At 74.5% G+C, this 24,747-nt stretch carries 23 protein-coding genes, 1 tRNA gene and 2 pseudogenes; 11 read left to right on the forward strand and 15 right to left on the reverse strand.

The window, feature by feature from the left end:
• Nucleotides 1–17: 17 nt before the first annotated feature.
• The gene (locus ACZ7IF_RS16390; RefSeq protein ID WP_470971205.1) at nt 18–917 is read right to left on the reverse strand and encodes a polysaccharide deacetylase family protein; all 900 of its coding nucleotides are present in this window, start codon (nt 915–917) and stop codon (nt 18–20) included.
• A 215-nt stretch (nt 918–1,132) separates the two neighbouring features.
• Between ACZ7IF_RS16390 and ACZ7IF_RS16395 the strand changes: the two genes are divergently transcribed.
• The 3 genes from ACZ7IF_RS16395 to ACZ7IF_RS16405 are packed head-to-tail and all read left to right on the forward strand — an operon-like array spanning nt 1,133 to nt 3,746.
• Nucleotides 1,133–1,801, forward strand: a complete 669-nt coding sequence (locus ACZ7IF_RS16395) for a hypothetical protein (RefSeq protein ID WP_470971208.1) — start codon at nt 1,133–1,135, stop codon at nt 1,799–1,801.
• A 50-nt stretch (nt 1,802–1,851) separates the two neighbouring features.
• Entirely contained in the window at nt 1,852–2,496 is a 645-nt protein-coding gene (locus ACZ7IF_RS16400) for a DUF5819 family protein (RefSeq protein WP_470971211.1), read from the forward strand.
• Entirely contained in the window at nt 2,493–3,746 is a 1,254-nt protein-coding gene (locus tag ACZ7IF_RS16405) for an HTTM domain-containing protein (RefSeq protein WP_470971214.1), read from the forward strand. Before ACZ7IF_RS16400 ends, ACZ7IF_RS16405 begins: the two co-directional genes overlap by 4 nt.
• A gap of 26 nt (nt 3,747–3,772) precedes the next feature.
• Here ACZ7IF_RS16405 and ACZ7IF_RS16410 read toward each other — a convergent pair whose 3' ends face one another.
• The 4 genes from ACZ7IF_RS16410 to zapE all read right to left on the reverse strand — a co-directional run bounded on the left by ACZ7IF_RS16410 (nt 3,773) and on the right by zapE (nt 7,870).
• Nucleotides 3,773–4,693 (reverse strand): polyphosphate kinase 2 family protein, encoded by a 921-nt coding sequence (locus ACZ7IF_RS16410; protein WP_470971219.1) that lies wholly within the window; start codon nt 4,691–4,693, stop codon nt 3,773–3,775.
• 85 nt (nt 4,694–4,778) lie between these two features.
• The gene (locus ACZ7IF_RS16415; RefSeq protein ID WP_470971224.1) at nt 4,779–6,119 is read right to left on the reverse strand and encodes an alkaline phosphatase PhoX; all 1,341 of its coding nucleotides are present in this window, start codon (nt 6,117–6,119) and stop codon (nt 4,779–4,781) included.
• A 156-nt stretch (nt 6,120–6,275) separates the two neighbouring features.
• The gene (locus ACZ7IF_RS16420; protein ID WP_470971229.1) at nt 6,276–6,701 is read right to left on the reverse strand and encodes an OsmC family protein; all 426 of its coding nucleotides are present in this window, start codon (nt 6,699–6,701) and stop codon (nt 6,276–6,278) included.
• Nucleotides 6,702–6,763: 62 nt separating this feature from the next.
• Nucleotides 6,764–7,870 (reverse strand): cell division protein ZapE, encoded by a 1,107-nt coding sequence (zapE, locus tag ACZ7IF_RS16425; protein WP_470971235.1) that lies wholly within the window; start codon nt 7,868–7,870, stop codon nt 6,764–6,766.
• Nucleotides 7,871–7,906: 36 nt separating this feature from the next.
• Between zapE and ACZ7IF_RS16430 the strand changes: the two genes are divergently transcribed.
• The 4 genes from ACZ7IF_RS16430 (at nt 7,907) to msrB (ending at nt 11,199) form a co-directional block, all read left to right on the forward strand.
• On the forward strand, nt 7,907–8,710 hold the full coding sequence (locus ACZ7IF_RS16430) for a pyrimidine reductase family protein (RefSeq protein WP_470971240.1): 804 nt from the start codon (nt 7,907–7,909) through the stop codon (nt 8,708–8,710).
• A gap of 146 nt (nt 8,711–8,856) precedes the next feature.
• A complete protein-coding gene (locus tag ACZ7IF_RS16435) occupies nt 8,857–9,324 on the forward strand; it encodes an indole-3-glycerol phosphate synthase (protein WP_470971247.1) in 468 nt (155 codons plus the stop codon).
• A gap of 57 nt (nt 9,325–9,381) precedes the next feature.
• On the forward strand, nt 9,382–10,776 hold the full coding sequence (gene murC, locus ACZ7IF_RS16440; protein ID WP_470971253.1) for a UDP-N-acetylmuramate--L-alanine ligase: 1,395 nt from the start codon (nt 9,382–9,384) through the stop codon (nt 10,774–10,776).
• A gap of 15 nt (nt 10,777–10,791) precedes the next feature.
• Entirely contained in the window at nt 10,792–11,199 is a 408-nt protein-coding gene (msrB, locus tag ACZ7IF_RS16445; RefSeq protein WP_470971260.1) for a peptide-methionine (R)-S-oxide reductase MsrB, read from the forward strand.
• A 79-nt stretch (nt 11,200–11,278) separates the two neighbouring features.
• Here msrB and ACZ7IF_RS16450 read toward each other — a convergent pair.
• The 3 genes and pseudogenes from ACZ7IF_RS16450 to ACZ7IF_RS16460 all read right to left on the reverse strand — a co-directional run.
• Nucleotides 11,279–11,551 (reverse strand): annotated as a pseudogene (locus ACZ7IF_RS16450) (HNH endonuclease); the annotation flags it as partial.
• A 55-nt stretch (nt 11,552–11,606) separates the two neighbouring features.
• A tRNA-Ser gene (locus tag ACZ7IF_RS16455) sits at nt 11,607–11,679 on the reverse strand.
• Nucleotides 11,680–11,747: 68 nt separating this feature from the next.
• On the reverse strand, nt 11,748–13,121 hold the full coding sequence (locus ACZ7IF_RS16460) for a hypothetical protein (RefSeq protein WP_470971267.1): 1,374 nt from the start codon (nt 13,119–13,121) through the stop codon (nt 11,748–11,750).
• A gap of 84 nt (nt 13,122–13,205) precedes the next feature.
• Between ACZ7IF_RS16460 and ACZ7IF_RS16465 the strand changes: the two genes are divergently transcribed.
• Both ACZ7IF_RS16465 and ACZ7IF_RS16470 read left to right on the forward strand, forming a co-directional pair.
• Nucleotides 13,206–14,327: an NADAR family protein gene (locus tag ACZ7IF_RS16465; protein WP_470971272.1), complete on the forward strand. Its 1,122-nt coding sequence runs from the start codon at nt 13,206–13,208 to the stop codon at nt 14,325–14,327.
• 54 nt (nt 14,328–14,381) lie between these two features.
• A pseudogene (locus ACZ7IF_RS16470) lies at nt 14,382–14,594 on the forward strand (peptide-methionine (R)-S-oxide reductase); the annotation flags it as partial.
• Here the strand turns inward: ACZ7IF_RS16470 and ACZ7IF_RS16475 are convergent.
• The 6 genes from ACZ7IF_RS16475 to ACZ7IF_RS16500 are packed head-to-tail and all read right to left on the reverse strand — an operon-like array spanning nt 14,572 to nt 20,563.
• Complete coding sequence (locus ACZ7IF_RS16475) at nt 14,572–15,477, reverse strand: NAD-dependent epimerase/dehydratase family protein (protein WP_470971276.1); 906 nt, start codon at nt 15,475–15,477, stop codon at nt 14,572–14,574. The pseudogene ACZ7IF_RS16470 and the gene ACZ7IF_RS16475 overlap by 23 nt on opposite strands.
• Nucleotides 15,474–16,565: a cytochrome P450 gene (locus ACZ7IF_RS16480; protein ID WP_470971281.1), complete on the reverse strand. Its 1,092-nt coding sequence runs from the start codon at nt 16,563–16,565 to the stop codon at nt 15,474–15,476. Before ACZ7IF_RS16480 ends, ACZ7IF_RS16475 begins: the two co-directional genes overlap by 4 nt.
• Nucleotides 16,562–17,317 carry a glycosyltransferase family 2 protein gene (locus ACZ7IF_RS16485; RefSeq protein ID WP_470971288.1) on the reverse strand — a complete coding sequence of 252 codons (756 nt, stop codon included), beginning with the start codon at nt 17,315–17,317 and terminating at the stop codon, nt 16,562–16,564. Before ACZ7IF_RS16485 ends, ACZ7IF_RS16480 begins: the two co-directional genes overlap by 4 nt.
• Complete coding sequence (locus tag ACZ7IF_RS16490) at nt 17,314–18,798, reverse strand: AMP-binding protein (RefSeq protein WP_470971293.1); 1,485 nt, start codon at nt 18,796–18,798, stop codon at nt 17,314–17,316. The genes ACZ7IF_RS16485 and ACZ7IF_RS16490 overlap by 4 nt, the downstream gene beginning before the upstream one ends.
• Nucleotides 18,798–19,544 (reverse strand): glycosyltransferase family 2 protein, encoded by a 747-nt coding sequence (locus ACZ7IF_RS16495; RefSeq protein WP_470971299.1) that lies wholly within the window; start codon nt 19,542–19,544, stop codon nt 18,798–18,800. Before ACZ7IF_RS16495 ends, ACZ7IF_RS16490 begins: the two co-directional genes overlap by 1 nt.
• Nucleotides 19,541–20,563 carry a 3-oxoacyl-ACP synthase III family protein gene (locus ACZ7IF_RS16500; RefSeq protein ID WP_470971305.1) on the reverse strand — a complete coding sequence of 341 codons (1,023 nt, stop codon included), beginning with the start codon at nt 20,561–20,563 and terminating at the stop codon, nt 19,541–19,543. The genes ACZ7IF_RS16495 and ACZ7IF_RS16500 overlap by 4 nt, the downstream gene beginning before the upstream one ends.
• A gap of 176 nt (nt 20,564–20,739) precedes the next feature.
• Between ACZ7IF_RS16500 and ACZ7IF_RS16505 the strand changes: the two genes are divergently transcribed.
• Together ACZ7IF_RS16505 and ACZ7IF_RS16510 are read left to right on the forward strand one after the other, a co-directional pair.
• A complete protein-coding gene (locus ACZ7IF_RS16505) occupies nt 20,740–22,281 on the forward strand; it encodes a hypothetical protein (RefSeq protein ID WP_470971309.1) in 1,542 nt (513 codons plus the stop codon).
• 39 nt (nt 22,282–22,320) lie between these two features.
• On the forward strand, nt 22,321–22,650 hold the full coding sequence (locus ACZ7IF_RS16510) for a hypothetical protein (RefSeq protein WP_470971314.1): 330 nt from the start codon (nt 22,321–22,323) through the stop codon (nt 22,648–22,650).
• Here the strand turns inward: ACZ7IF_RS16510 and ACZ7IF_RS16515 are convergent.
• On the reverse strand, nt 22,628–24,727 hold the full coding sequence (locus tag ACZ7IF_RS16515) for a GTPase-associated protein 1-related protein (protein WP_470971319.1): 2,100 nt from the start codon (nt 24,725–24,727) through the stop codon (nt 22,628–22,630). The genes ACZ7IF_RS16510 and ACZ7IF_RS16515 overlap by 23 nt on opposite strands.
• Nucleotides 24,728–24,747 lie beyond the last annotated feature (20 nt).

The raw sequence follows: 24,747 nt of genomic DNA on the forward strand, positions 1-24,747 counted from the left end.
GGGCCGGGGGAGGAACGTCACTTCCCCATCAGCTCCGACACCTTCACGAAGCGGAATCCCCGCTTTCGCAGCTCGGGGACGATCCTCTGGATCGCCTGCTCGGTCACCGGGGCCGCGCTGCGCGTGCAGTGCATCACCACCACCGAACCGGGCTTCACCCCGGCCAGCACCTGCTCCGCCACCGCGTCGGGGTCCTTCGCGAAGGCGTCCCCGCTGACCACGTCCCACTGCACCGCGGTGACCTTGGCGGGGGACAGGGCCTTCAGCGCCTGGTCGTCGTAGCAGCCGCCGGGGAAGCGGAAGTACGGGACGGTGTTGACCGCGCCGGCCTTCCTGAACGCCGCGAAGGCCCGGTCCACATCGGCCCGAGCGGCCTCGCCGTCCAGCGCGGGGAGCCCGTAGCAGGGGGACTTGAAGGCGTGGTGGCTGTACGAGTGGTTGGCGATCTCGAAGTTCGGGTCCGTACCGATGGACTTGGCCTGGTCGGGGTACTCCTCGGCCCAGCGGCCCGTCATGAAGACCGTCGAGGGCACCTTCAGCCGGCGCAGGGTCGCGATCAGGTCCGGGTTGTCGAACCGTTCCCCCGAGGCGGCGCGCGGTCCCTGATCTGAGGTCATGTCGGCGTCGAAGGTGAGCGCCACCGTCTTCTCGGAGCGCTGCCGGGTCCGCTCGAAGACGGGGGTCAGGCCGTTCGCGCCGGGGTTCAGGACCGGGACCCGGGCGGGCGCGCCGGGCAGCGGGGAGGCGGGGGCGGAGGGGGAGGCCTGGGCGGACGCGGTGGCCGGGCCGGAGGCCGCGGGACTGGCCAGACGCGCCTGCCCGGCGCCCTGCGGGGGGCCCGAGGAGCCGCTCCCGCATCCCGTGAGGGCGGCGCCGAGCAGGGCCAAGGCCGCCACTTTGCGTGCAGAAAGGGTCACGCACGAAAAATATATGACTTTCCGATAAGAGGGCCGCGCGACAGGCGGTCAAGCCGGCGGGGCGTCTGAATCCGGACGGGGCCTTCCGTGGACTTCCCTCACCGGCCTGGCCCATTTCGGGTGCCGATCCGCATGCCCTTGGCCGGATCCCTTCGTTGGGGCGGCTGCGGCAGCCGGTGAGGTCGCCGTCCGGCGCGAGGAAAGAAGGTGGCGCGATGAAGCGTGCTCTCCAGTCGTTGCTGGTCGTGGTGTCGATCGTCGGTGCTTCGGCATTCGGCCAGGTCGCCGTGGCCGACCAGAACGGCGACTCTTCCAACAACTCCCAGACGAACACCATCCGTCACAACTGCGGACCGGTCCTGAACGGCTTCTGCAACCAGACCAACGAGTTCCGGCCGCGCGTCGACCTGAACATCCGCAGGCTGATCTTCGGCGACGGCGACGGCGACGACAACGACGGCGACGGCAGCTCGTCCGGCACCTCGGGCAGCTCCGGCTCCTCGGGCTCCTCGGGTTCCTCCGGCTCCTCCGGCTCCTCGGGTTCCTCCGGTTCGTCGGGTTCCTCCGGCTCCTCCGGCTCCTCCGGCTCCTCCGGCTCCTCCGGCTCCTCGGGTTCCTCTGGCTCCTCCGGTTCGTCGGGCAGCTCGGGTTCGTCGGGCAGCTCCGGCTCCTCCGGCAGCTCCGGCTCCTCCGGTGCCTCATCCAGCGGATCTTCCGGCACTTCCGGCTCCTCGGGCACTTCCGGTTCCTCGGGCAGTTCCGGCGCGTCCTCCTCCGGCGGCACCTCTGGTGGTTCCTCCGGTTCCTCGGGCAGTTCCGGCTCCTCCGGCCTGCCCGGCTCCTCCTCCGGCGGCCTGCTCGGCATCCTCGGCCTCACCCGCTGACGCACAACAGGACGCGTGATCAGGCCCGGCGGAATCAGGAGCGCACAGCCATGACGGGCACTCAGGAACAACCTCCCCGGGCCTGGTCCCCACCAGCCCTCGCGGCGCTCCTCACGGGTGCCGCGATCCTCGCCGGTGCCGCGCTGTGGCACGGCACGGCGCTGTTCCTCTCCCTCGCACCCCCCAATGGCATCTCACGGGAGTACGCGGAGGGGATCGACGGCCATGTCCGCCCGGAGTTCGGGCAGGACTGGAAGCTCTTCGCGCCCAACCCGGTGCAGGAGAACATGGCGATTTCCGCCCGGGTACGGACCGGCCCGGGTGACGGCGGCCGCGTCGGGGCGTGGACCGATCTGACCGCGCAGGACATCGAGGCCATCCACGGCACTCCGGTCCCCAGCCACCTGCACCAGAACCTGCTGCGCCGGGCCTGGGACTTCTACAAGGTCACCCATGAGGACGACGGCCGGGCCTCGGACGCGCGAGCGGGCATGTCCGAGCAGTACCTCAGGAGGATCGTGCTCCAGCGCCTCGGTGCCGCCGAGGGCGCGGAGCGGCCCGTCGAGGTCCAGCTCAGGACGCGGGTCACGGCGGTGGAACCGCCCGACTGGGACCTCAGCCCCCTCGACACCACCCCCCGCGAACTGACGCTGCCCTGGTGGCCGGTCGAGCCGAAGGACGGGGAGGACCTGTGACCCCTGACCGCAAACCCGCCGACATGAAGCCGCTCATCCCGGCGCCCGCCCCGGCACCGGACGCGTCCGGCGTCCCGGCGCCCGCCCGCCCCGAAGCCCCGCCCGCCGTCGCCGTCGCCGCCGCCGCCGAGGGGAGGCCCGCACCCGGGCGGACCGTCCCCGAGAGGCTGACCGCGTTCGTCGAGTCCATCGGCCGGACCCGGTTCCCCCACCAGGCGGCGGTCGTCCGCATCGGCTTCGCCTTCGTCTTCGCGGGCTTCCTCGTGCGCGAATGGCCGCACCGCCGGATCCTCTTCGGCGACCTCAACCCCTGGCCGCTGGACATGGCCGTGCGGCTGATCGGCGAGGACCAGGCCTTCAGCGTGCTGACCTGGTGGTCCGGCCGGTGGTGGTTCGAGACCGTCTACCACGCCACCCTGGCGGCCGCCCTCCTGCTGATGGTGGGCTGGCGCACCCGCGGCACCTCCGTGTTCTTCATGGTGGGTGTGCTGTCCCTGGAGTTCCGTTCGCCGTTCCTGGGCGACGGCGGCGACAACGTCCTGCGGATCATGGCGATCTACCTGGTCTTCCTCCGCTGCGCCGAGGTCTGGTCGCTGGACGCCCGCCGACGGCGCCGCCTGCGGGAAGCCGGCCGGCCGGACCGCTCCGGGCTGCACCTGTGGCAGGGGACGGGCGTGTTCCTCGGAGTCCTGTTCGGATTTCCCCAGTGGGGCTGGAGCGCGGTGCTGTGGGCCCTCTGGGCGGCCCGGGGACTGCGCCACGCGGGCGAGCGGTGGTTCCCGCGGCACGAGGCCCGTGCGGTACTGGACCGCCTGACCGGCATGCTGCACAACTGCGCGATGGCCGTACTGGCCCTTCAGGTCTGCTTCATCTACGGCACCGCCGGCTGGTACAAGATCCAGGGCTCGCGCTGGCAGGAGGGCAGCGCCCTGTACTACGCCCTGCACCTGGACCACTTCCGGCCCTGGCCGTGGCTGTCCGAGCTGCTGGCCTCCGGGATGGTCCCGCTCGTGGTCATGGCGTACGCCACCGTCATCCTCCAGGTGGCGTTCCCCTTCACCCTGGCCAACCGCAGGATCAAGAACGTCCTGCTCGCCGTGATGATGGCGGAGCACGCGGGGATCGCCGTGGCCCTCGGGCTCCCGTTCCTCTCCCTGGGCATGATCGTCTGTGACGCGCTCTTCCTGCCCACCGCCCTGCTCCTCGCCCTCGACGCGCGCGTCCGGAGGGCGCTGGCCGCCCGGAGATGACCGACGGGAACCGGGCGGCGGGGGACTCAGCCCGCCAGCAGACGCCTACGGCACTCCTGGACGTCGAAGCCGCCCGGCGGGTACTTCGGCCCGATCGCCTCCAGATGCTCCAGCAGCAGTTTGCCGACCGCCCAGTTGCGGTACCACTTGCGGTCCGCGGGGACCACGTACCAGGGTGCCGCCTCCGTGGAGCAGCGCTCCAGCGCCAGCTCGTACGCCTCCCGGTACGCCGGCCACAGCGCGCGCTCCTCGATGTCGCCCGTACTGAACTTCCAGTGCTTGTGCGGGTCGTCGAGCCGCGCCAGGAGCCGCTCGCGCTGTTCCTCCCAGCCGATGTGCAGGAAGACCTTCACCAGGGTCACGCCGTCGTCGGCGAGGGACTTCTCGAACGCGTTGATCTGCGCGTAGCGGCGCTCCACCCGGTCGGCCGGCACCAGCTCGCGGACCCGGGCGATGAGGACGTCCTCGTAGTGCGAGCGGTCGAAGATGCCGATCTCGCCGGGCTGGGGGAGGGCCTTCTCGATCCGCCAGAGGAAGGAGTGGCTGAGCTCCTCGCGGGTGGGGGCCTTGAAGGCCCTGATCCGGCAGCCGGACGGGTTGAACTGGCCGATCACGTGCTTGACCGTGCCGCCCTTGCCGCTGGTGTCCATGCCCTGGAGGACGAGCAGCAGCCTGCGGCGGTCCCCGGCGGTGCTGGCCGCGTAGAGCCGCTCCTGGAGGGAGGCCAGCGGTGCGGCCATCCGGGCGATGGCCTCGGTCCCGGCCGCCTTGCCGGAGGGCCCGCCCGGGGTCGCGGAGGTGTCCAGCGCGGCCAGGGCGACCCGCTCCCCGGGCGTCACCCGCAGCAGCGGCGCGACCGCCGGTCCCTGCCCCTCCCGGGTCCCACCGGCCTTGCGGGCGTCCCCGGCCCGGCGGGCGCCGCCGCCCTTCTCGTCCTTCTCGGCCACCGCTGTCCACCCCGATCCGGTCGGTTCCGTACGATCGTGCAGCAGATCGAACGCGACCGCGAGACGGCCGGGGCCGGGCGGCGGGTCACCGCCAGGGGCCGGTCACCGCGAACGTGGTGCCCGGCGCGTAGGCGTTGACGTACATCGTCCGGGCGTCGGGGGAGAAGGTGACCCCCGCGAACTCCCCCCACTCCGGCGCCCCGGCGATTCCGACGTCGTCCGCGTTGCGGGCCACCGGGTAGACCGCCCCGCCCGGGGTGACGCCGAAGACGTACTGGTCGCCGCCGCCGTCCTCGCACACCATCAGCCCCCCGTCGGGCGCCAGGCAGATGTTGTCGGGGGAGTCCCCGGGCAGGGCGGTGTCCGCCGCCGGACCGAAGAGCACCTCCAGCCGGAGCCGGCCGCGCACCGGGTCGTGGAACCACACCTGCCCGTGGTGGTCGGCGGCGGCCCCCTCGCGGCCGCGGGCGTAGCTGGACACGAAGTACACCCCGGCGCCTCCCCAGTAGCAGCCCTCCAGCTTCTGCGCGTGGGTGATCCCGCGCGGACCGAAGTCCTGGAAGCGGACCGGCGTCCCGGCCGCCGACGGATCCGGTACGGGGACCCACTCCACCGGGAACTCCGCCCCCGGCTCGTCCACCGCCGACAGGTCCGCCACCCCGGGCACCCGCATCGCCTCCAGGACGCCGCCGGCCCGCAGGGAGCCGCGGCCGGCGAGCGGCAGCGCGGGCAGGAAGCGGTAGAAGAGCCCGAAGGGCCGCACGAACGCGTCCTCGGTCTCGTAGACCACACCCCGGTACGGGTCCACGGCGACGGCCTCGTGCGCGAAGCGGCCCAGCGCGGTCAGCGGGACGGCACCGAGCCGGTGCGGGTCGGCGGGGTCCACCTCGAAGACGTACCCGTGGTCCCGGGAATACCCCGAGTCCCCGGCCCGGTCCTCGGTCTCCTCGCAGCTCAGCCAGGTGTTCCAGGGAGTGCGCCCGCCCGCGCAGTTGACGGCGGTCCCGGCGAGGCCGACCCGCTCGGCGCGCACCGCGCCCGCCGCGTCCAGCTCCAGTACCGTGCAGCCGCCCAGCGCCCCGGGGTCGTACGTGAGCCCGTCCACGGCGGGGACGCGCAGCGCGGCGGTGGCGCGGTTCTCGTGGTTGCGGACCAGGCGGAGCCGGCCGCGGCCCGCGCCGAAGGCGGCCATGCCGTCGCAGTTGGCCGGCACCGTGCCCTCGCCCGAGCGCAGCGGGTCCCCGGCCCGCGAGAGCACCCGGTACGAGAACCCCGCGGGCAGGTCCAGCAGCCCGGCCGGGTCGGGCAGCAGCGGCCCGTACCCCCGGGCGGAGGCGCGGGCCCGGCCCGGGGCGAAGAGTGCTCCGAGGGCTCCGCTGAAGGCGACCGCGCCGGCCGCGAGCAGGCTGCGTCGGGTGACGGACATCGGCAACTCCCCGCTGGACCACTGGAGATGTGACCGGCCCGTGGTACCACGCAGGGCGTCCGGGTCCCGCGCGACGCGTGCGGGCACCTGCCCCCGTCACCCCACCGGGCCCCGGCGCTGCGCGCGGGGCCCGGTGGGGTGACAGCAGGAAGGGGATCAGGCGAGCTTGGCGCTCAGGGTGATCGTCGTACCCGTCAGGGCCTGGCTGACCGGGCAGTTCTTCTTCGCGTCCTCGGCGGCGGCGACGAAGGCGTCGTTGTCGATGCCCGGGACCTCGCCCTCCACCGTCAGGTGGATGCCGGTGATGCCCTCACCCGGCTGGAAGGTCACGTCGGCCTTGGTCTCCAGGCGGGCGGGAGGGTTGCCCGCGCCCGCGAGGGCGTGCGAGAGGGCCATCGAGAAGCAGCTGGAGTGGGCGGCGGCGATCAGCTCCTCGGGGCTGGTCTTGCCGTTGGCCGCCTCCGAACGGGCCGGCCAGGAGACGTCGTACGAGCCGATGCCCGAGGAGTCGAGGGAGACGACGCCCTTGCCCTTGAGGAGGTCGCCTTCCCAGACGGTGTGCGCGTGACGCGTGGTGGCCATGGTGATCCCTTCGCAGAAGTGGAAACGGCCGGGCCGCGAGAAGCGACCCGGCCGTGCCAAACCTACTGGGACACCAGGGGTTTCGCGTCGCGCGCGAGCGCGGTGAGCCGCGATATGGCTCGGAAGTACTTCTTCCGATAACCCCCGTTGAGCATTTCTTCACTGAACAGCCGGTCGAAGGGCACCCCGGAGGCCAGTACCGGGACCTCGCGGTCGTACAGCCGGTCGGCCAGCACCACCAGGCGCAGCGCCGTCGACTGGTCCGGCACCGGGACGACGTCGGTCAGGCAGACCGCCGCTATCCCGTCCGTCAGCGCCCCGTAGCGGCTCGGGTGGACCTTCGCCAGGTGGTCCAGCAGGCCCGGGAAGTCGTCGAGGCTCGCGCCCGGGGTCGCGTACGCGGCCTTCGCGACCTGCTCGTCGGAGAAGGGCGCCGGGGCCTCGGGCAGGCCGCGGTGGCGGTAGTCCTGGCCGTCGATGCGCAGCGGCCGGAAGTGCGCGGACAGCCCCTGGATCTCGCGCAGGAAGTCGGCGGCGGCGAAGCGGCCCTCACCGAGCTTGCCGGGCAGCGTGTTGGAGGTGGCGGCCAGCGCCACGCCCTGCTCCACCAGGCGGCTGAGCAGGGAGGACACCAGCACGGTGTCGCCCGGGTCGTCGAGCTCGAACTCGTCGATGCACAGCAGCCGGTGCCCGCCCAGGGTCTGCACGGTCTGCTGGAAGCCGAGCGCGCCGACCAGGTTCGTGAGCTCCACGAAGGTGCCGAAGGCCTTGAGCGCGGGCTCGGCCGGGGTGGCGTGCCAGAGCGAGGCGAGGAGGTGGGTCTTGCCGACGCCGTAGCCGCCGTCGAGGTAGACGCCGCGCGGGCCGGGGGCCGGGGCGGGGGCCTTCTTCTGGAACCACCTGCGCTTGCCGGCGCCGCTGGCGTGGGCCCCGCCCAGGCCGGCGGCGAAGCCGCTCAGCACGGTGACGGCCTCGGCCTGGCTCGGCTGGGCGGGGTCGGGGTTGTAGGTGTCGAAGCGCACCGAGTCGAAGCGGGGCGGCGGGACCATCTCGGCCACCAGCCGTTCGGCGGGCACGCGCGGTTCGCGGGCGCACAGGGCCAGCGGGCCCGCGTCGGCTATCGGGGGCTGCCCGGAGGCAGGACCGGAGGTGGAGAGTGATGTTGACACAGCTCTTAACTCTACGGGGCGTGTCACACTGCACCGATGCGACGCCTGTTCCCTGTGACCGATCAGACATCCACCGCTTCCGGGGGCCCGGCCGACCGTGCGTGGCCGTCCGGCGACCGGGAGTGGTCGCTGGACGAGCTCGCCGACGCCTACGCGTACCCCGCGCTGGCCCCCGGCGCCCACTGGCTGCGGGCCAACATGGTCTCCACCCTGGACGGCGCGGCCCAGCACGACGGGCGCTCCCAGCCCATCTCGGGCGAGACCGACATGCGCATCTTCGGCACCCTGCGGGCCCTGGCCGATGTGGTGGTCGTGGGGGCGGAAACGGTTCGCCAGGAGGGCTACCGCCCGGCGCGGGCCCGGGAGGCCTTCGCGGCCCGCCGCGCGGCCGCGGGGCAGGGCCCCGCCCCCGCCATCGCGGTGGTCACCGCGAGCCTGGACCTTGACTTCACCCTGCCCCTGTTCACCTCGCCCCTGGTCCCCACCCTGGTGGTCACCGGTGCCGGTGCCCCCTCGGACCGGGTGGCCGAGGCCGCCGCGGCCGGGGCCGAGGTCGTGGTGGCGGGCGAGGGGGCCGCCGTGGACCCGGAGCGGGCGGTGCGCGAGCTGGCCGCGCGGGGGCTGTGCCGCCAGCTGACCGAGGGCGGGCCCCGGCTGCTGGGCCAGTTCGTGGCGGCCGACGTACTGGACGAGCTGTGCCTGACGATCTCCCCGACGCTCACGGCGGGCGGCGCCCAGCGGATCTCCGGCGGGCCCTCCGTCCCGGTTCCGCACCGGCTCACGCCCGCCTGCGTACTGGAAGAGGCCGGGTTCCTGTTCACCCGCTACCGTCGGATCTGACAAGGAGCGGAATTTCTCGTTCCGCTTAGCTTCCGACGGGCACATACCTGGGCACACATACTCGCGAGGCCCCGCGCGCCGGCGGGGCAGGATGGTTTCCGCAGGGGCCGGCCGACCGGCCTCGGCCCATGAAGGAGAGGGCGTCCGTGTTCACGAGCGTATTGATGATCGAGCAGCCGCTGACCACGGTGGACGTGGACTTCGTCACCACCCTGCACGGAGACGACGCGGTCTCCTTCTTCGTCCTCATGCAACCCAGGGGTGACCAGGACCGACTGCTCCGTGCCATCGACGACGTGGCGCTCGGCGAGCTGCCCGAGGCCCTCCGGGAGGCCGACGTGCCCGAGGGCGAGGCCGCCCTCGGGCCCGCCGCGCAGGCGCTCGAACACTCACTCGCCGCCCTGCGCGCCAAGGGCGCCAAGGCCGTCGGCCAGATCGTCGAGGACCACCCGCTCGACAAACTGAAGGCCGTCGTCGACGAGACCCGAGCCGACGAGGTGATCGTCCTGACCGCCCCCCACCTCGTCGAGGAGTTCTTCCACCGCGACTGGGCCTCCCGCGCCCGGCACAAAGTGGAGGTTCCGGTGCTCAAGCTCTTCGCCCACAACGAATAGGCTGGGGCGGACACACCCCGGCGGGCACGCCCCGCACTCGATCCTGGAGCGACCTGAATGAAGCCCGGCCTGCCGACCGCGATGGAACGGCCCCACTTCATCGGCATCGGCGGCGCCGGCATGTCCGGCATCGCGAAGATCCTCGCCCAGCGCGGTGCGCAGGTGGCCGGCAGCGACTCCCGCGACTCCGAGACCGCCCAGGCGCTGCGCGCCCACGGGGCCACGGTCCACATCGGGCACGCCGCCGGCCACCTCGCCACCGACGCCACCTGCGTCGTCGTCTCCAGCGCGATCCGCGCCGACAACCCCGAGCTGGCCCGTGCCGCCGAGCTCGGCATCCCGGTCGTGCACCGCTCGGACGCCCTCGCCTCCGTCATGGACGGCCTGCGTCCGATCGCCGTCGCCGGCACCCACGGCAAGACCACCACGACCTCGATGCTGGCCGTCGCGCTCAGCGCCCTGGGCCTGGACCCCTCGTACGCCATCGGCGGCGACCTGGACGCCCCCGGCTCCAACGCCCACCACGGCGAGGGCGACGTCTTCGTGGCCGAGGCGGACGAGAGCGACCGCAGCTTCCACAAGTACACCCCGCAGGTCGCGATCATCCTCAACGCGGAGCTCGACCACCACGCGAACTACGCGTCGATGGAGGAGATCTACGAGTCCTTCGAGACATTCGTCGGCAAGATCGTCCCCGGTGGCACCCTCGTCGTCGCCCACGGCCAGGAGGGCGCCGCCGAGATCGCCTACCGGGTCAGCGGCAACCCCGAGCTGACGGTCACCACGTACGGCGAGCACGAGGGCGCCGACGTCTGGATCCGGAAGGTCACCCCCCGGGGCCTGACCAGCGAGGTCTCGGTCGTGATCGACGGCCGCGAGATCGTCTTCACCGTCTCCGTGCCCGGCCGCCACTACGCCCACAACGCCGTCGCCGCCCTGGCCGCCGGCATCGCCCTCGGCATCCCGGCCGACGACCTGGCCGCCGCACTCGGCAAGTACACCGGCGTCAAGCGCCGCCTCCAGCTCAAGGGCGAGGCCGCCGGGGTCCAGGTCATCGACTCCTACGCGCACCACCCCACCGAGATGACCGCCGACCTGGAGGCCATCCGCGGCGCCGCCGGGGACTCCCGCATCCTGGTCGTCTTCCAGCCCCACCTCTTCTCCCGCACCCAGGAACTCGGCAAGGAGATGGGCCAGGCCCTCGCCCTGGCCGACGCCTCCGTCGTCCTCGACATCTACCCGGCCCGCGAGGACCCGATCCCCGGCATCACCAGCGAGCTGATCATCTCCGCCGCCCGCACCGCCGGAGCCGACGTCGCCGCCGAGCACGACAAGGACGCCGTCGCCGACGTGATCGCGGGAATGGCCAAGCCCGGTGATCTCGTTCTCACCATGGGCGCGGGCGACGTCACGGATCTGGGACCGAAGATCCTCGCCCGCCTGTCGAACTGAGGGAGCGGGAGCGTCATGGCGTACGAGGTCCAGAAGACGGACGAGCAGTGGCAGGCGGAGCTGACCCCGTCGGAGTACCAGGTGCTGCGCCTCGCCGGCACCGAGCCCGCCTTCCGCGGTGAGTACACCGACACCAAGACGGAGGGCGTCTACTCCTGCCGCGGCTGCGGAGCCGAGCTCTTCCGCTCCTCGGAGAAGTTCGACTCGCACTGCGGCTGGCCGAGCTTCTACGATGCACGCAACTCGGACGCCGTAGAACTGTTGGCCGACACGTCACACGGCATGGTCCGCACCGAGGTCCGCTGCGCGAAGTGCGGCTCGCACCTCGGCCACGTCTTCGAGGGCGAGGGCTACCCGACCCCCACCGACCAGCGCTACTGCATCAACAGCATCTCTCTGCGCCTGACCCCGAACGAGGGCTGATAGGCCGGCCGCCGTAGTCGACCGCGCGCCCCCGAGATGCCTTGAGCCCCGGACACCGATGGTTTCCGGGGCTCTCGTGCTAAGCACCTTGTACGCCTGGGCGTTTGAAGACCTGGCGGCCGTGCCAGAGGACGAACTTCGGGGCGACGGTGGCCGGTCCGGGCCTGGCCGCTGACACCGGCTGGCCGTGCAGGGCGTCGGCGGCCTGTCCTGACCGGCTCCGCGCCACGTACATCTGGGAGGCATGGATGCGCAGGTCAGGCAGGGGTCCCAGCACTCAGAGGTCGAAGAGAGAGTGGTGGAGGGAGCACAGTGCCAGCCCGTTGTTCACCTCGTGCGGGCCGTCCTGGCTTTGGCTCGTTCCGCCTGCGGTGCATGTCGCCATGTCGACGTAGTGGTGAGGGCGGCGGCAAGGGCAGGATTCGAACCTACGTCCACCCGGAGATCGAGCCGGGCGCTCCTCCGCAGAGCTTCCTCGCCGCCGCCCCGATTCTCGTCAAGCGCGGACGTCCCGGGCAACTGATTTGCGGCCCGGGATGGTCGGAACGTCAGAGCCATTCCTCGGCGGCAGCACGCTTGCCCTGGCCCGAGAACACTCCGGCGGACCGCAGGGCGCTCGCCATCAGGGGATCGGCGACAGCCACGCCGTGCACCAGTTCCGGCGTGCGGCTGAAGCGGACGGCCTCCGCGGTCGGCCGGGGCGCGGTCCAGCCGCCGGCCACCGGGTCCACACCGTTTCGGGTGCAGGCCGCCTCGACCAGCGAGCGGGGGCATTCCTTCTCGCCCCGCAGGACTTCCCACGGCCGGGGCAGTTCCGCCCACACGTACGTGTCCGGGTGCAGCCCGCCGCCGCTCCTGCGGTGCCAGTAGGCCACGTCGGCCGCCATCAGCCGGGGCACCTTGCCCGGGCACACGCGGTCCAGGATCTCCTCCTGGCCCAGTTCGGTCATCAGGGCGAACCAATGCGCTCGGGCGGTGCTCCAGGCCTGCGCCGCCTGGTTCCACGTCGAGGAGTCGTCGCCGCGCCGCACGATCATGCTCGCGGGTTCGATGCGGGAACGGTTCCAGGCGTCCTCCAGCAGGTCGGCCACGGTCCGCAGGAAGCCGTTCCAGCGGACCAGGAGCCGGGTGAGCTCCTGATCGGAGAGGTGCCCCAGCACCTCGGCGGTGGGGTGGACGTGCGCGACGGCGTACCAGTCCGTCTGCTCGGGCGCCGCGCGCAGTCGCCGGAACAGCGCGTCGGCGACCTCGTCGTAGGGGCGGCGTTGCTTGCCGTTGGTGAAGATGCTGCGCATGTTCGCGCGGGCGGTGAGGTATGCGATGAAGGCAGCGGTGTCCGGGTCGGCGGAGAACAGCTCGTACGACAGGGTGTGCGCGAGCGCGCCCTTGCCGGTCACGGTGACCTCGCGGCGGCACTGCTCGTGGACGAGTCGGGCCAGCTTGGCTTCCATCCGGCGCAGCAGACGAAAACGCTTGTTGTACTGGCGTTTGGAGACCTCGCCGATGCCGGCTTCGGCCCGCTCGGCCCGGTTCAGCCGGTCGAGGCCGAAGTCGTTCTCCCCGTACTGCCGGTGGATCTCCTCGCCGGCCCGACGGATCACGGCCTCGATCTCCGCGGGATCGTCTCCGGCTCCCTCGGGGATTCCAGGCACGGACGCGAACAGTGCCCCGGCTCGGGCGAGCTGGCGCTGCGCGCCAACCGGTCGGGCGAAGTCCTCGAGCATGGAGGTGTAGCCGTGCCACAGCCTGTGCAGCGAATGCTCGGCGGCCTTCTCCAGGGCGTCGGTGGTGACGGGGTCGAGGGCGACCTTCCGGGCGGCGAACAGGTCCTGGATCAGCTGGGCTATGTCCTCGGGGCGTTTGCGGAGCCCGAGCGAGGCGTGCAACTCACGCAGCAGCTGCTCGGCATGGGGCGAAGGCATGCGCCACACCTTGCCATCGAGCGCACGGGACCTCCACCGGATAACCAGCGGTCTTTCGCTCCGCCTTTCGCCTAGCCTTTCGCCATGGCAGGCAGACACCTCACCTATCGGTTCGTTGACGGCGAGCGCATACCCGGGACCTGGCGGCACGCCTTCATCCGCAACGGCTCCACCTACTTCCTGACGGACCTTCTGATCTATGCCGACGGGCTGATCGACTGCTGGGGACTGGTCACGGTGGACGAGTTCGCCGAGAAGCTGCGGACCGGGTGGGTCGCGACAGAGCTGGAGGAGGGGGCGGAGGCCTCCGCACACGACGTGGGCGGGTGGAGGTTCACGGATGTCCACTCGTACATGCAGCAGGACTGGTTGCTCGCCGAAGTCCGCGACGAGATCGAGCGGCTGAACGGCCGGCCCACCTCCACCGAGCGTTGCCTCACCGCGGTGGACACCTTCCTCGCCGATCCGACCGAGGCGAACAGAGCCGGACTGCGGGATGCCTACCTGGATATTCCGGAGTCCATGCGCCTCTATGCCCTGGGCGACATGGACCGCAAGGACTGGCCGTTGAAGGTCCTGGCCGCGGGACCGGGCGGGACTCTGCCCGGGCTTCCCGAGGCCGTCGACGACGAAGAGTACGCACACGCCCTCGACTACTTCACCGAGCGCGCAGAATGGGGCAGGGTGGCCGAGCGCCGCCGCACTGCGGACGGACCGCAGGAACCGCGTACCCCGGCCATTGAACTGGGCCAGGTCTTCCATCCGAACGGCTGGCCCGAGGACCCTGGGACGCTGGCTCTGCGCAACGAGTATCCCGCGCCGATACGGGTGGGTGACGTCGAGTATCCGACCGTCGGGCACGCCTACTGGACGCTGTCCACCGACGACCCTGAGCACCAGGCCGCGATCCGCTCGGCCAAGAACGCACTCGAGGCACGGAGCCTGGCGCAGGACGCCCCTCGGCGGGCGCAGTGGGACGAAGCCCGCCCGGCCGTGATGGCACAGCTGCTCCGAGCCAAGTACACGCAGCACCCCGCGCTCGCCGAGGAGCTGCTCGGCACGGGAGATGCCACGCTGCTCTACACCGATATGGGATCTCCCGGGTATTGGGGCCAGCACGGTCGGGCAGGGCGCAACTGGATGGGGCGACTCCTTGAGCTCGTCCGGGCTGAACTCCTTGCTGACCGTGCTGGTCTCATGCCCTGATGGGGCGGGTTGAGGCGTCCGGGCGCCGGAGAAGTGTGAATCGCCAAGGATGATGGCTGGCCGTCCTTCTTCGACCCGAAGGACACCGACGCGGTGGAGCTGAAGGCCGACACCTCGCACGGCATGGTCCGCACCGAGGTCCTCTGCGCGAAGTGCGGCTCCCACCTCGGCCACGTCTTCGAGGGCGAGGGCTACCCGACCCCCACCGACCAGCGGTACTGCATCAACAGCATCTCCCTGCGGCTCACCCCCGCACAGCGGGACTGAGGTAGTCCTCCAGGGTCCGCCGCGGGGTCCAGCCCTGCGCGCGGGCCCTGGCCACGTCCAGGACCACCGGGTGCGCCAGCTGGTCCACCGCGTAGCGGCTCAGGGCCGGCTCGGTGCCGGTCAGGCGGGACACCGACTCCGCCGCGCGGGCCGCCGCGGCCGCCACCGGGAGGGGGAGGTGGCGGATCCGCGCCCGGACCCCGTGGGCGCGCAGGACCGCGGCGACCGCCGCGTCCCGGGCGTACGGGGCCGCGTCCGCCACGTTGTACGCGCCCGGGGTCCAGCCCGGGGCCGCCAGGCAGGCGTCCGCCAGGTTCTCCACCGCCGTGAGGCTCAGCTCCACGTCCGGGCCCGGCAGCAGCAGGGTGCCGGCGCGCACCCGCGACAGCAGGCGGGGCAGGAGCTGGGTGTCGCCCGGGCCGTAGACCGCCCTCGGACGCAGCACCACCGCGCCCGCCGCCAGGGCCAGGGCCTCGCCCGCCGCCTTCGTACGGCCGTAGGCGTTGAGGTGGTTCGCGCGCGGGTGGTCCTCCGTGACCCGGGCACGGCCGCGGCGCGGGTCGTACACGCTCGCGCTGCTCACCCACACCACCGGCCGCCCGGCCGCCGCACGCAGCAGCCGCGCGGTGCCGTCCACGTTCACCGCGCGCATGGCCGCCTCCGCCCGCGAGCCCGGCGCCGGATCGCCCACCGCAGCCGCGCAGTGCACCACGACGTCCACCCCCGACAGGTCCGGCCCGGCCGACGCCGCGTCCCAGAACCGGTGCTCGCCCAGCGGGCCCGGCCCGCGGCCCAGGCAGACGACGGAGTGCCCGGCCGCGGCCGCCGCGCGGGCGACGTGCCCGCCGCAGAAGCCGCTCGCGCCCGTGACCGCGATCCTCACGAGCCCGCCCTCAGCGTCAGCACGCGCCACCCCGGCAGGGCCGCCCGGCGGTCCACCCGGGACCGCACCACCACCGGCCGGTGCGGAGCCAGCGCCCCCAGCACGTCCTCCAGCAGTACGGTCGCCAGCCGTGCCCCCGGGCACACGTGCGGCCCCGCCCCGAACACCAGCCGCGCCACCCCCGCCCCCGCCGGGTCCCGCCCGTCCGGGTCGCGCCGGTGCGCCCCCGCCGCGTGCCGGGCCACCAGCAGCAGCCGGTCCCCGCCCCGCACCGGGCAGCCCCCCACCGTCCCCGCGCCCGCCGCGACCCGGGGCAGCACCGGCGAGGCCGCCGTGACCCGCAGCAGCTCCTCCGCCAGCCGGGGCCGCAGCCCCGCGTCCGCGGCCTGCTCCCACAGCCCGGCGTCCGCGCACCAGGCGACCGCCCGGGGCACCGCCGCCACGGTGGTGTTCACCGCGGCCACCGCCACCATCGCGTCCAGGGCGTCCCCGCCGCCCAGCACCCCCCGCAGGCGCTCCGCCGCCCGGGCCGCGCCCGCCGCCGCCCCGGGCCTCGGCGGGCCCGGCAGGTGGCCGCGCACCGAGGCCGACGCGGCCTCCGCGGCCGCCTCCGCCAGCACCCGCGGCTCGGCCGCGCAGCCCAGCAGGGCCGCCGCCACCGACCCGGCCAGCTCCCGCGCCAGTGCCACCACGTCCACCTCCGCACCCCGGCCCAGCGGCGCGAGCCCCCGTACCAGCAGCGGCCGCCACAGCGCGCGCAGCTCCTCCACCCCGGCCGCGCCGAGGCCCTCCGCGAGGGAGCGCCGGCCCGCCCGGTGCCCGCCGCCCTCCTGGTCGAACAGCACCCCGCCGGCCCCGCGCAGCGCCTCCCGCGCGGCCCCGCCCGTGGTCCCGGCCGCCGTCCTGTCCAGCGGGATCCGGGTCAGCGCCTCCCGGTAGGCGCCGGCACCGTGCACCAGCACCGTGCCCCCGATCCGGCGCGCGGCCCGCCCCCGCGTGGCGGCGAGCAGCCCGAACAGCAGCGGATGGCTGCGCAGGTAGACCCGGCGGTCGCGCCGGCGGGCCCGGGCGTGGGCGGTGGTGGTCATCGGACGTGGACCTCTTTCGTGTCGGCGGGCCGGTAACGCCGGTCCCAGTACCAGAGCAGGGTGCGCCGCGCACCCCAGGAGCGCAGCCTCCGCAGGCTGTTCTGCACCACCAAGCGCTCGGCGCGCACGACGCGCGCGCTGTGCTCGCGGGCCCGGTTGAGCAGGGTGACGTCCTCCGAGCCCTCCTCCAGCCGCTCGCGCGGGGCCCCGCCGCAGCGCACGTACAGCTCGGCGGTGATGCCGAGGTTGTGGCCGTGGCACAACACGTACGGGGCGAGGTAGCGGGGGTCCCGGTGCGCGGAGCGCAGGCGCCCGTACAGCGCCGACAGCCGCACCAGAGCCGGGAGCAGCCGGGCCTCGGCGAACGTCGGCCGCTCGTCGCGGCGCGGCACGCTCCGCCCGCACAGCACCTCCGCCCCCCGCCCGAACTCCGCCCGGGCGACCGCCGTCCAGTCCCGGGCGGGCAGACAGTCCGCGTCCGTACGCAGCAGCAGGCGCGCCCCGCCGCGTACGGCGTGCCGGAAGCCGGTGTCGGCGGCGGTCCCCGCCCCCGGCTCGGGCTCGTGGACCAGCTCGACCGGGAAGGGCGCCGAGCGCGCGAACTCCCGCACGATCCGGGCCGTCCCGTCGGTGGAGGCGTTGTCGACCACCACCAGGCGGAACCCGGTGTCCTCCTGCGCGGCCAGCGCCGCCAGCGTCCCCCCGATCGAGGCAGCCTCGTTGTACGCGGGGACCACCACCCACAGGCTCACGGCCGCGTTCCCGAAGCCGTCACCAGCCGGGCCGCCAGCGCCGACGCCGCCGCCCGGTCCGGTTTGCGCGAGCGCCCCGACAGCGGGATCCGCGCGAACAGCAGCGCGTCCGGCCGGGCCGTGCCCATCCGCCGCAGCGGCTCCGACAGCGCGGCGCGGAGGGCCGGTTCGGGGACACCGGGCCGCGGCTGGACCACCGCCACCAGCCGCTCGTCCCCGTCGCCCGCCGGGACCCCGACGAGCACGCCCAGCTCCACCCCGGGCACGTGCAGGGCCGGCTCGTACAGGCCCGGGTAGATGTTCTCCGCCCTGCGCAGCACCATGTCCTTGCAGCGGCCCTCCAGCACGATCCGGCCGGCCCCGTCCAGGCTCGCCCGGTCCCCCGTCGCCACCCAGGGATCGGGCTCCTCGCCCAGGTAGCGGTCCCGGGCCGCGGGCCCGGTCAGCAGCAGCTGGCCGCCCGCGTCCACGGCGGTCCGCACCCCGGGCAGCGGGGCGCCCACCAGGTCCCCGGCCCCGTCGAAGGCGGCCTTCTCCCGGGACTCCACCGCGGCCGCCGGGAACAGCTCGGTCAGCGCGTACACCCCCCACGCCTGCTCCGCGCCCGCCTCCCGGACCCGGCCCAGCAGGCCGGCGCTCGCCGGAGCCGAACCCGTCCACACCCGGCCCCCGAACCGGGCACCCGCGCCGAGCGCGTCCCGCAGCTGCGGCGGGGTCAGGTACGTGTCCCGGGGCCGCAGCCGCGCCAGCTGCCGGGCCAGCGTCGCGGGGGAGCGGGCCGGCAGCGCGACCGGCGCCCCGCGCGTCAGCGAGGGCACCAGCACGAAGAAGGTCCCGCCCAGCACGGGCCCGTCGGAACCCCCGTCGAACAGCTCCGACACCGTCTCCATCCCGGCGGCCAGCCCAGCCCGGGTGTGCACCACGGCCCGGGGCCGCGAGGTGGTCCCGGAGGTGAACACGATCACCGCGTCGCCGTCACCCCCGTAGCCGCCCGGCACCCCCGCCCGGGACGCCCCCCGCTCCAGCGACGGCGCACACCCCGGCAGCCGCGGCCCCACCGTGGCCACCGGCCCCAGCGAAGCCAGCTCCGGCAGCTCCAGCGCCGCCCGCCGGGCCAGCGGCCGGGCCCACCCCGCCACCGCCTGCGCGGCGCCGTCCGCCAGCACCAGCGCGGGCCGCGCCAGTTCCAGCCGGGCCCGCAGCACCTCCGCGCCGGCCCCGGGATCCAGCACCGCGCCGCGCAGCCCGAGCCGCCACAGCGCGAGCAGCACCGCCAGCGCGCGCGGCCCGGGCCGCACGGCGACCCCGACGGTGTCCCCGGCGCGCAGCCCGCGCGCGTGCAGTGCGGCCGCGAAGTCATCGGCCAGATCGGCGAGTTCACCCCGGGTGGCGCGCACCCGGGTGCCGCCCGAACGGGTCGCGGAGAGTACGGCGGGCTGCTCGGGCCGGGCCCGCAGCGCCTTGCCGAGTCGGTCCAGCATCAGCGGGGGTCGTCCGTTCCGTGCGTGCCGCTGCCCTGGTCGAGGTACCAGCGGGCGGTTCCGGCGAGGCCGTACGCACGCAGCCGGCGCGTGGAGTTCTCCACGACCATGCCCCGGCAGCGGGAGATCCGGTCGGTGTGGCGGCGCACCGCGTTCAGGAAGAGCCGGTCCGTCGGCGAGGGGCGCCGCGGCATCCCGCCCACCGCCAGGTACAGCTCGGCGGTGATCGCCATGTTGTTCCCCGCGTGCATCCGGTACGGCGCCCGGAAACCGCGCCGCCGGGCGTGCTCGGGCCGCAGCCGCCCGAACAGCGCGGCCAGCGCGACCAGGCCCGCGAAGCCGGCCCGGCCCAGCGGCCCGTGCTCGTCGCGCCGGGCCGTGACCCGCCCGCACACCAGCCCGGGACGGCCCAGCAGCGCGGCCCGCGCCGCGCCCGTCCAGCCGGGCCGGGGCAGGCAGTCGGCGTCCGTGCGGGCCAGCAGGGTGGCGCCGCGCGCGATCGCGTACCGGAACCCGGTGTCCACCGCCGAGCCGACCCCCTTCTCCGGCTCCTCGATCACCTCCACCGGGAACGGCGCCCGGGCCGCGAACTCCCGCGCGATGCCGGCCGTGCCGTCCGCCGAGGCGTTGTCGACGACCAGCAGCGTGAAGTCCCGGTCCCGCTGCGCGGCCAGCGCCCGCAGGGTGCCGGCGAGCCGCGCCTCCTCCTCGTGCGCGGGCACCACCACCCACATCCGCGTGCTCAAGACTTCTCCCAGACCATCGTCATGATGCTGATCCCGCCGCCCAGCCCCACGAACAGCACCCGCTCCCCGGCCGCCAGCTCCGGGAAGACCCGCTCCAACTGCACCCCGATGCTCGCGCTCGCGACGTTCCCCAGCTCCGGCACCGTGACCACCAGCTTCTCCGCGGGCACCCCGGTCAGCTCCGCGAACCGCTCCAGGTACGGCACCGTCACCTGGTGCACCAGCACCTTCGCGAAACCGTCCCAGTCCATGCCCGTCCGGTGCAGCGTCCGGTCGATCACCGCCGTCCCCACCTTCTCGAACACCCCGCGCAGCTCGTGCCCGTCCCCCTGGAAGTACGTGTACGCGTCCCCGCGCGGGTGCCGCGACCCGCCGCCCGGGATGCCCCCGACCTCCCAGTGCTCCGAATGCGTCTCACTGTCCACGTCCAGGATCCCGCCGCGCCCCACCTCCTCCAGCAGGACGGCCGCGCCCGCGTCGCCGAAGGTGTAGCCGGCGAAACCGCTGCGGAACTCCGCGAAGTCGGCGGGGTCCATGCGCACCGCCCGGCTCGGGGTCTCCCCGGTGACCACCAGCGCCCGCCGGGCCCGCCCGGCGAGGACCGTGCTCCGGGCGAGGTCGATCCCGTTGACGAAGCTGTTGCAGGCGTTGGTCACGTCCACCGCGTGCGCCCTGGAACCCAGTTCGGCCTGCACGATGTGCGCCGTCGCCGGCTCGACCACGTCCCGCGAGGCGGAGGCGAAGACCAGCAGGTCCACGTCCATCGGGGTGAGCCCGGCCGAGTCCAGCACCCGGCGTGCCGCGCCCACCGCGAGCGTGGACGCGTACACCCCCGGAGCCGCGACCCGTCGCGAGACGATCCCGGTGGCCTGCGTCAGGAGCCGCGCGGGCAGCGCCAGTCCGCTGCGCCGGGCCACCTCCCGCTGGAGCTCGTCGGAGGACAGCACGTCCTCGGGCAGCAGGCTGCCGACGGCGGTTATGCCGACGCGCGGCCGCGGATCACAAGACTGTATGGACATGCCTCCACGATGACGATCCGGCCGCGCCCGGGCCTGAGTACGGATGCTCAGTTCCCCTGTGGGGACGCTGAGTAGGACCCCCGCTCACCCACCCAGAGAACGCACCGTCGAACCCCGGGACACCGCGCACGGCTTTACGTATCGTGGTCCGACCGGCCACCCACGGGGGAGGGAACATGGCGGACGGCAGAGCCTTACCCGGACTCGTCACCTACGGGGACGACGCCACCAACCGGCTGCTGAGCGCGGCCGCGCACCTGGACGAGGAGTTCGCGCACGGGACGGCGGTCGAACTGACCGGGGACCGGCTGGAGGCCCTCGGCCCCTCGCTGGGCCTCGACCTGGTCGCGGTGGCCCGTCACGCCCACGCCGCGACACGCCGCACCGACCTGCGCGACGCACTGCTGACGGGGCTGCTCGCGGTGGTGGCGGGCGGCTTCGTGCTGCGCTTCTACGCGAGCGCCGTCGATTGGCCGGAGCCGCTGCTGGACTTCTCCCGCTTCGCGGTCGTGGGCGGGCTCCTCGCCGCCTGGCTGCTGGTGCTGGCCGCCGAACACCGGGCGCGGACCCTGGCCCTGCGGGCGATCAGGGACGAGGAGTCCCCCGAACGGCTGGTCCCGCCGCTCGCCCCGGCGGTCGAGGCCGCGCTGCGCGAGCAGGAGCGCGCCAATGTCATCCCGTACCACGAGACGGCGGAGCGGGAGACCCCGTTCGTCGGCAGCGGCAGGGCCTTCCAGCCGCGAGTCTGGCAGCCCATCGACGTCAGCACGCCCGCCCCCGCCCCTCCGGGCGGGCAGGCGCCGCAGATCATCCCCTTCGACGTCGTCGACCTGCACGCCTTCGTGGCCGAGCAGATGGGCACCATCGCCGGCCTGGAGGGGCTGCGCGCCCAGGACCGGCTGTACGTGCTCGGTACCCGGGTCCGTTACGCGGGCGCGGAGCTGCTGCCCGACCCGCTGCGGCGGCCGCGCCCCGTCGTCCCGCAGGAGGTGGTGCGGGCGGGCCTGACCCGGCCCGGCGGGGGCATGCGCACGCACCTCTGCCTGGAACGGGCCGGTGAGGGCGACCGGGTCATCGTCTCCATGTACCTGCGGGCCCGGCTCCAGCACCCCAGCCTCACCTGGGAGGTGGCCGCCTACGTCATCCCGCCCCTGCGGGAGGACTTCGAGGCGGTGCGCACGCTCCGGCTGGACCCCTTCGGCCGCTGGTCCACCCTGCTCGCCTTCGGCACCCGACGCTTCCTGCCCCTCCTGTTCAAGGCCCCGGCCCGGTTGCTGCGCAAGGGCTGGGCGAGGGGCCTGCGCTGGGGCCGGCTGCGGTACTGGCGATGGGTCATCGGCCGGCGGCACACCGAGTTCGACTACGGGGCGACCGGCGGCATCCGCGAACGGGCCGGTGACTGGGAGCGCATGGGATTCACCGAGCAGATGGACGCGGTGGACTTCTTCCAGCGCCTCCAGCAGGGCGTGCTCACCGCGACCGAGCGGTTCCTGAAGGACCACAACGTCGACACCAGCTCCTTCGACGAGGCCCGGCAGGTCATCAACCACACCAACAACTACAACTTCCAGGGCCCCATCAACGGGCCGGGCAACTTCGGGGCGGGCGGTTCCGTGATCACGGCCGCCCCCGGCCCGCTGCCGGGCCCGGGCACGCCCGGCCCGTCCCAGGCCCCCGGCGGCTCCGGACCGTCCCCGGCGACCCCCGCCAAGCCCTGAGCCCGGCCCGTACCCCCGACACCGGACGAGGAGCCCCGCATGGGCACGTACCACTTCCACGGGAACGTCAACGGCCCCGGGAACTACGGCGACAACGGCGTGATCAACATCGGGCGGGAGGACGACGCCGCCCGGGTCCTGCGGCTGGCCGCCGAACTCGCCCGGTGGCTCACCGACCAGGGCGCCGCCCCGGAGCGGATCGACGCGGCGCGGACCCTGAGCGGCGAACTGGGGGAGGCCGGCCGGGAGCAGCGCGCCCCCGAACCGGGGCTGGTCCGGCGCAGCCTGGAGACCATCACCCTCGGCCTGGGCGCGGGCAGCGGCGGCCTGGCCCTCGCCCAGCAGATCAGCGCCCTGCTCGGGGGATGAGCGCCCGCAGGGCGCCGCGCAGCCGGTCGGAGGGGGACGGGCGCCGCCAGGCGTGGAACTCCCGCGCCCGGTGGCCGTCCTGCCGGGCCAGCTCCCGCCCGGCCGCGGCCAGGTGGCCGGCCGGCAGCTCCCGCACGAGCGGCCGCAGCACCCCTTCGAGCAGCTCCGTACGGGTCTGCCGCCACAGCGGCCCGGCCTGCGGCTGCGCCGACCAGGCGGCGTAGCAGGAGGCGAGGTAGCCCGGGTCGCTGCGCAGCAGCTCCGCCACCGGGGCGGAGCGCGCCGCCTGCCGGTACGCGGCCAGCAGGCCGGGGTCCTCGCTGCCCGCCAGGGCCCGCAGCCCCGGCTCCCCGGGCCCGTCCCGCGCGAGCAGCCGTCCGGCCACCGCCGCGTACGCCGCCTCCAGCGCGCCCGGCTCCGGGGACAGGGCCCCCAGCTCCAGGGCCCGGCGCAGCCCGTCCCCGGCGGGGCCGCCCGCGCGCAGGTCCCGGACCAGTTCCCACAGCAGCAGCGCGGGACGCGCCCCGTCCGGCAGCTCCGCCCCGAAGTGCCGCAGCAGCTCCGGCGCGAGGTCCGCCGCCGCCCCGTCCCCTGCGGGGGCCGCCGCGGCGGCGCGGGCGAGCAGCTCCCAGGTGCCGGCGTCCCGGTGCACGGCGGCACCCGTCGTCGCCAGCAGCAGCCCGGCCTCGGCCGCCTCCGGCGGGTGCCCGGCCCAGACCAGCCGCATCCCGGTGCGCAGTACGAGCGGCTCGGCGTACAGCGAGACCCCGGCCTCCCGCAGCAGGGCGTCCAGCGCGACGGCCCGGTCCTCGTGGGCGTCCGCGACCTCCGCCGCCCGGGCGCACATCCGCAGGTGCGGCAGCGCCTCCGCCGCTCCCAGCCGCAGCCCGGTCCGCTCGAACAGCCGGGCCCCGGCGGCGGGATCGCCCGCGGCGAGCGCGTCCAGCCGGTCGAGTACGAGGGCCCGCAGCACCGGCAGCCGCTCCAGCGACTCCCGTTCCTCCTGCCCGTACGCCCGGTCCGGGTCGGCGAACAGCGCGAACGCCAGCCGCCGCGCCACCTCCGGCAGGGGCTCCCCGCCGGACGGCTCCGGCGCGGGCACGGGGTGCCGTACGGCCTCCGGCGCGGCCGCCTGTCCGGCGGGGGCCTCCCATTCGGCCGCCGCCTCCCGGGCCGCCTCCTCCAGCGGTATCCCGGCGGCCAGCGCCAGGGAGGCCAGCGGGCCCGCCGCGTAGGGCGGCGCGGACAGCCGGCGCACCCGCGCGAACAGCTCGGGCCGCTCCGCCAGCCACACCGCCGAGGCCGTCCGCGCCCACAGGTCCCCGCACTCGCCGGGGGCGCCCGCCCCCGCGGCCCCGTACACCCGCCACGGCCCCGGCTGCGACGGCTCCTCCCCGGGCAGCACCCCGACCAGCCGCTGCGGGGCGAGCAGTGGCCGCCGGGCGTACGTGGTGAAGGTCAGCCACTGTCCACGCTCGTGCGGCAGCACCCCGCAGGCCAGCATCACCCAGCGGGCCACGGCCGCGCTGTCCTCCTCCACCAGCAGGACGCGCGGGGCGTCCGGCTCCTCCGCTGCCCGCCGCACATCGGCGAAGAACCCCGCGAGCCACGGCCCCCGGGCGGCGACGAAGGCGGCCAGCGCCGCCCGGTCGTGCCGCCCCGGCGCGGGTATCCGCTCCAGCGGCGGGGGCGGCCCGCCCGCCGGGGTCCGCTCCTCCCACTGCGCGGAGCCCCAGGCGGTGACCGGCAGCGGCCGGGCGGGGCCCGCCCCGGCGGGCTCGGGCAGGTGCACGGCGTGCGCGTGGAAGCCCTCCCCGGCGCCGGACCCGGCGCCGTACCCGGAGTCGAAGTCGAAGCCCGCACCGGTGTGCACCGCACGGGACAGCAGCCGGCTCCCGTCGGAGAGCAGGCTCAGCGACAGCGCCTCGGGGAACCCGGCGGACGGCGCCTCCCGCGGCGGCTCGTACCGCAGGAGCGGCTCCGCCTCCCGCAGCAGCTCACCGCCCACCCCCGGGGTGACGGAGGTGAAGCCGGAGCCCCCGGGGCCGCCCTCGTAGTGCAGCTGGGGGAGGTTCACGCCCGGCCCCCCGCCCGGCC

The organism is Streptomyces sp. NPDC037421 (assembly GCF_055602105.1).

Bases quoted from the DNA above. Each gene is read 5' to 3' on its own strand.
- ACZ7IF_RS16465 (WP_470971272.1), top strand. From the start codon at position 13,206: ATGGCAGGCAGACACCTCACCTATCGGTTCGTTGACGGCGAGCGCATA.
- ACZ7IF_RS16415 (WP_470971224.1), bottom strand. From the start codon at position 6,119: ATGTCCGTCACCCGACGCAGCCTGCTCGCGGCCGGCGCGGTCGCCTTC.
- msrB (WP_470971260.1), top strand. From the start codon at position 10,792: ATGGCGTACGAGGTCCAGAAGACGGACGAGCAGTGGCAGGCGGAGCTG.
- ACZ7IF_RS16500 (WP_470971305.1), bottom strand. From the start codon at position 20,563: ATGTCCATACAGTCTTGTGATCCGCGGCCGCGCGTCGGCATAACCGCC.
- ACZ7IF_RS16510 (WP_470971314.1), top strand. From the start codon at position 22,321: ATGGGCACGTACCACTTCCACGGGAACGTCAACGGCCCCGGGAACTAC.
- ACZ7IF_RS16395 (WP_470971208.1), top strand. From the start codon at position 1,133: ATGAAGCGTGCTCTCCAGTCGTTGCTGGTCGTGGTGTCGATCGTCGGT.
- ACZ7IF_RS16400 (WP_470971211.1), top strand. From the start codon at position 1,852: ATGACGGGCACTCAGGAACAACCTCCCCGGGCCTGGTCCCCACCAGCC.
- ACZ7IF_RS16430 (WP_470971240.1), top strand. From the start codon at position 7,907: ATGCGACGCCTGTTCCCTGTGACCGATCAGACATCCACCGCTTCCGGG.
- ACZ7IF_RS16460 (WP_470971267.1), bottom strand. From the start codon at position 13,121: ATGCCTTCGCCCCATGCCGAGCAGCTGCTGCGTGAGTTGCACGCCTCG.
- murC (WP_470971253.1), top strand. From the start codon at position 9,382: ATGAAGCCCGGCCTGCCGACCGCGATGGAACGGCCCCACTTCATCGGC.
- ACZ7IF_RS16480 (WP_470971281.1), bottom strand. From the start codon at position 16,565: ATGACCACCACCGCCCACGCCCGGGCCCGCCGGCGCGACCGCCGGGTC.
- ACZ7IF_RS16420 (WP_470971229.1), bottom strand. From the start codon at position 6,701: ATGGCCACCACGCGTCACGCGCACACCGTCTGGGAAGGCGACCTCCTC.
- ACZ7IF_RS16490 (WP_470971293.1), bottom strand. From the start codon at position 18,798: ATGCTGGACCGACTCGGCAAGGCGCTGCGGGCCCGGCCCGAGCAGCCC.
- ACZ7IF_RS16505 (WP_470971309.1), top strand. From the start codon at position 20,740: ATGGCGGACGGCAGAGCCTTACCCGGACTCGTCACCTACGGGGACGAC.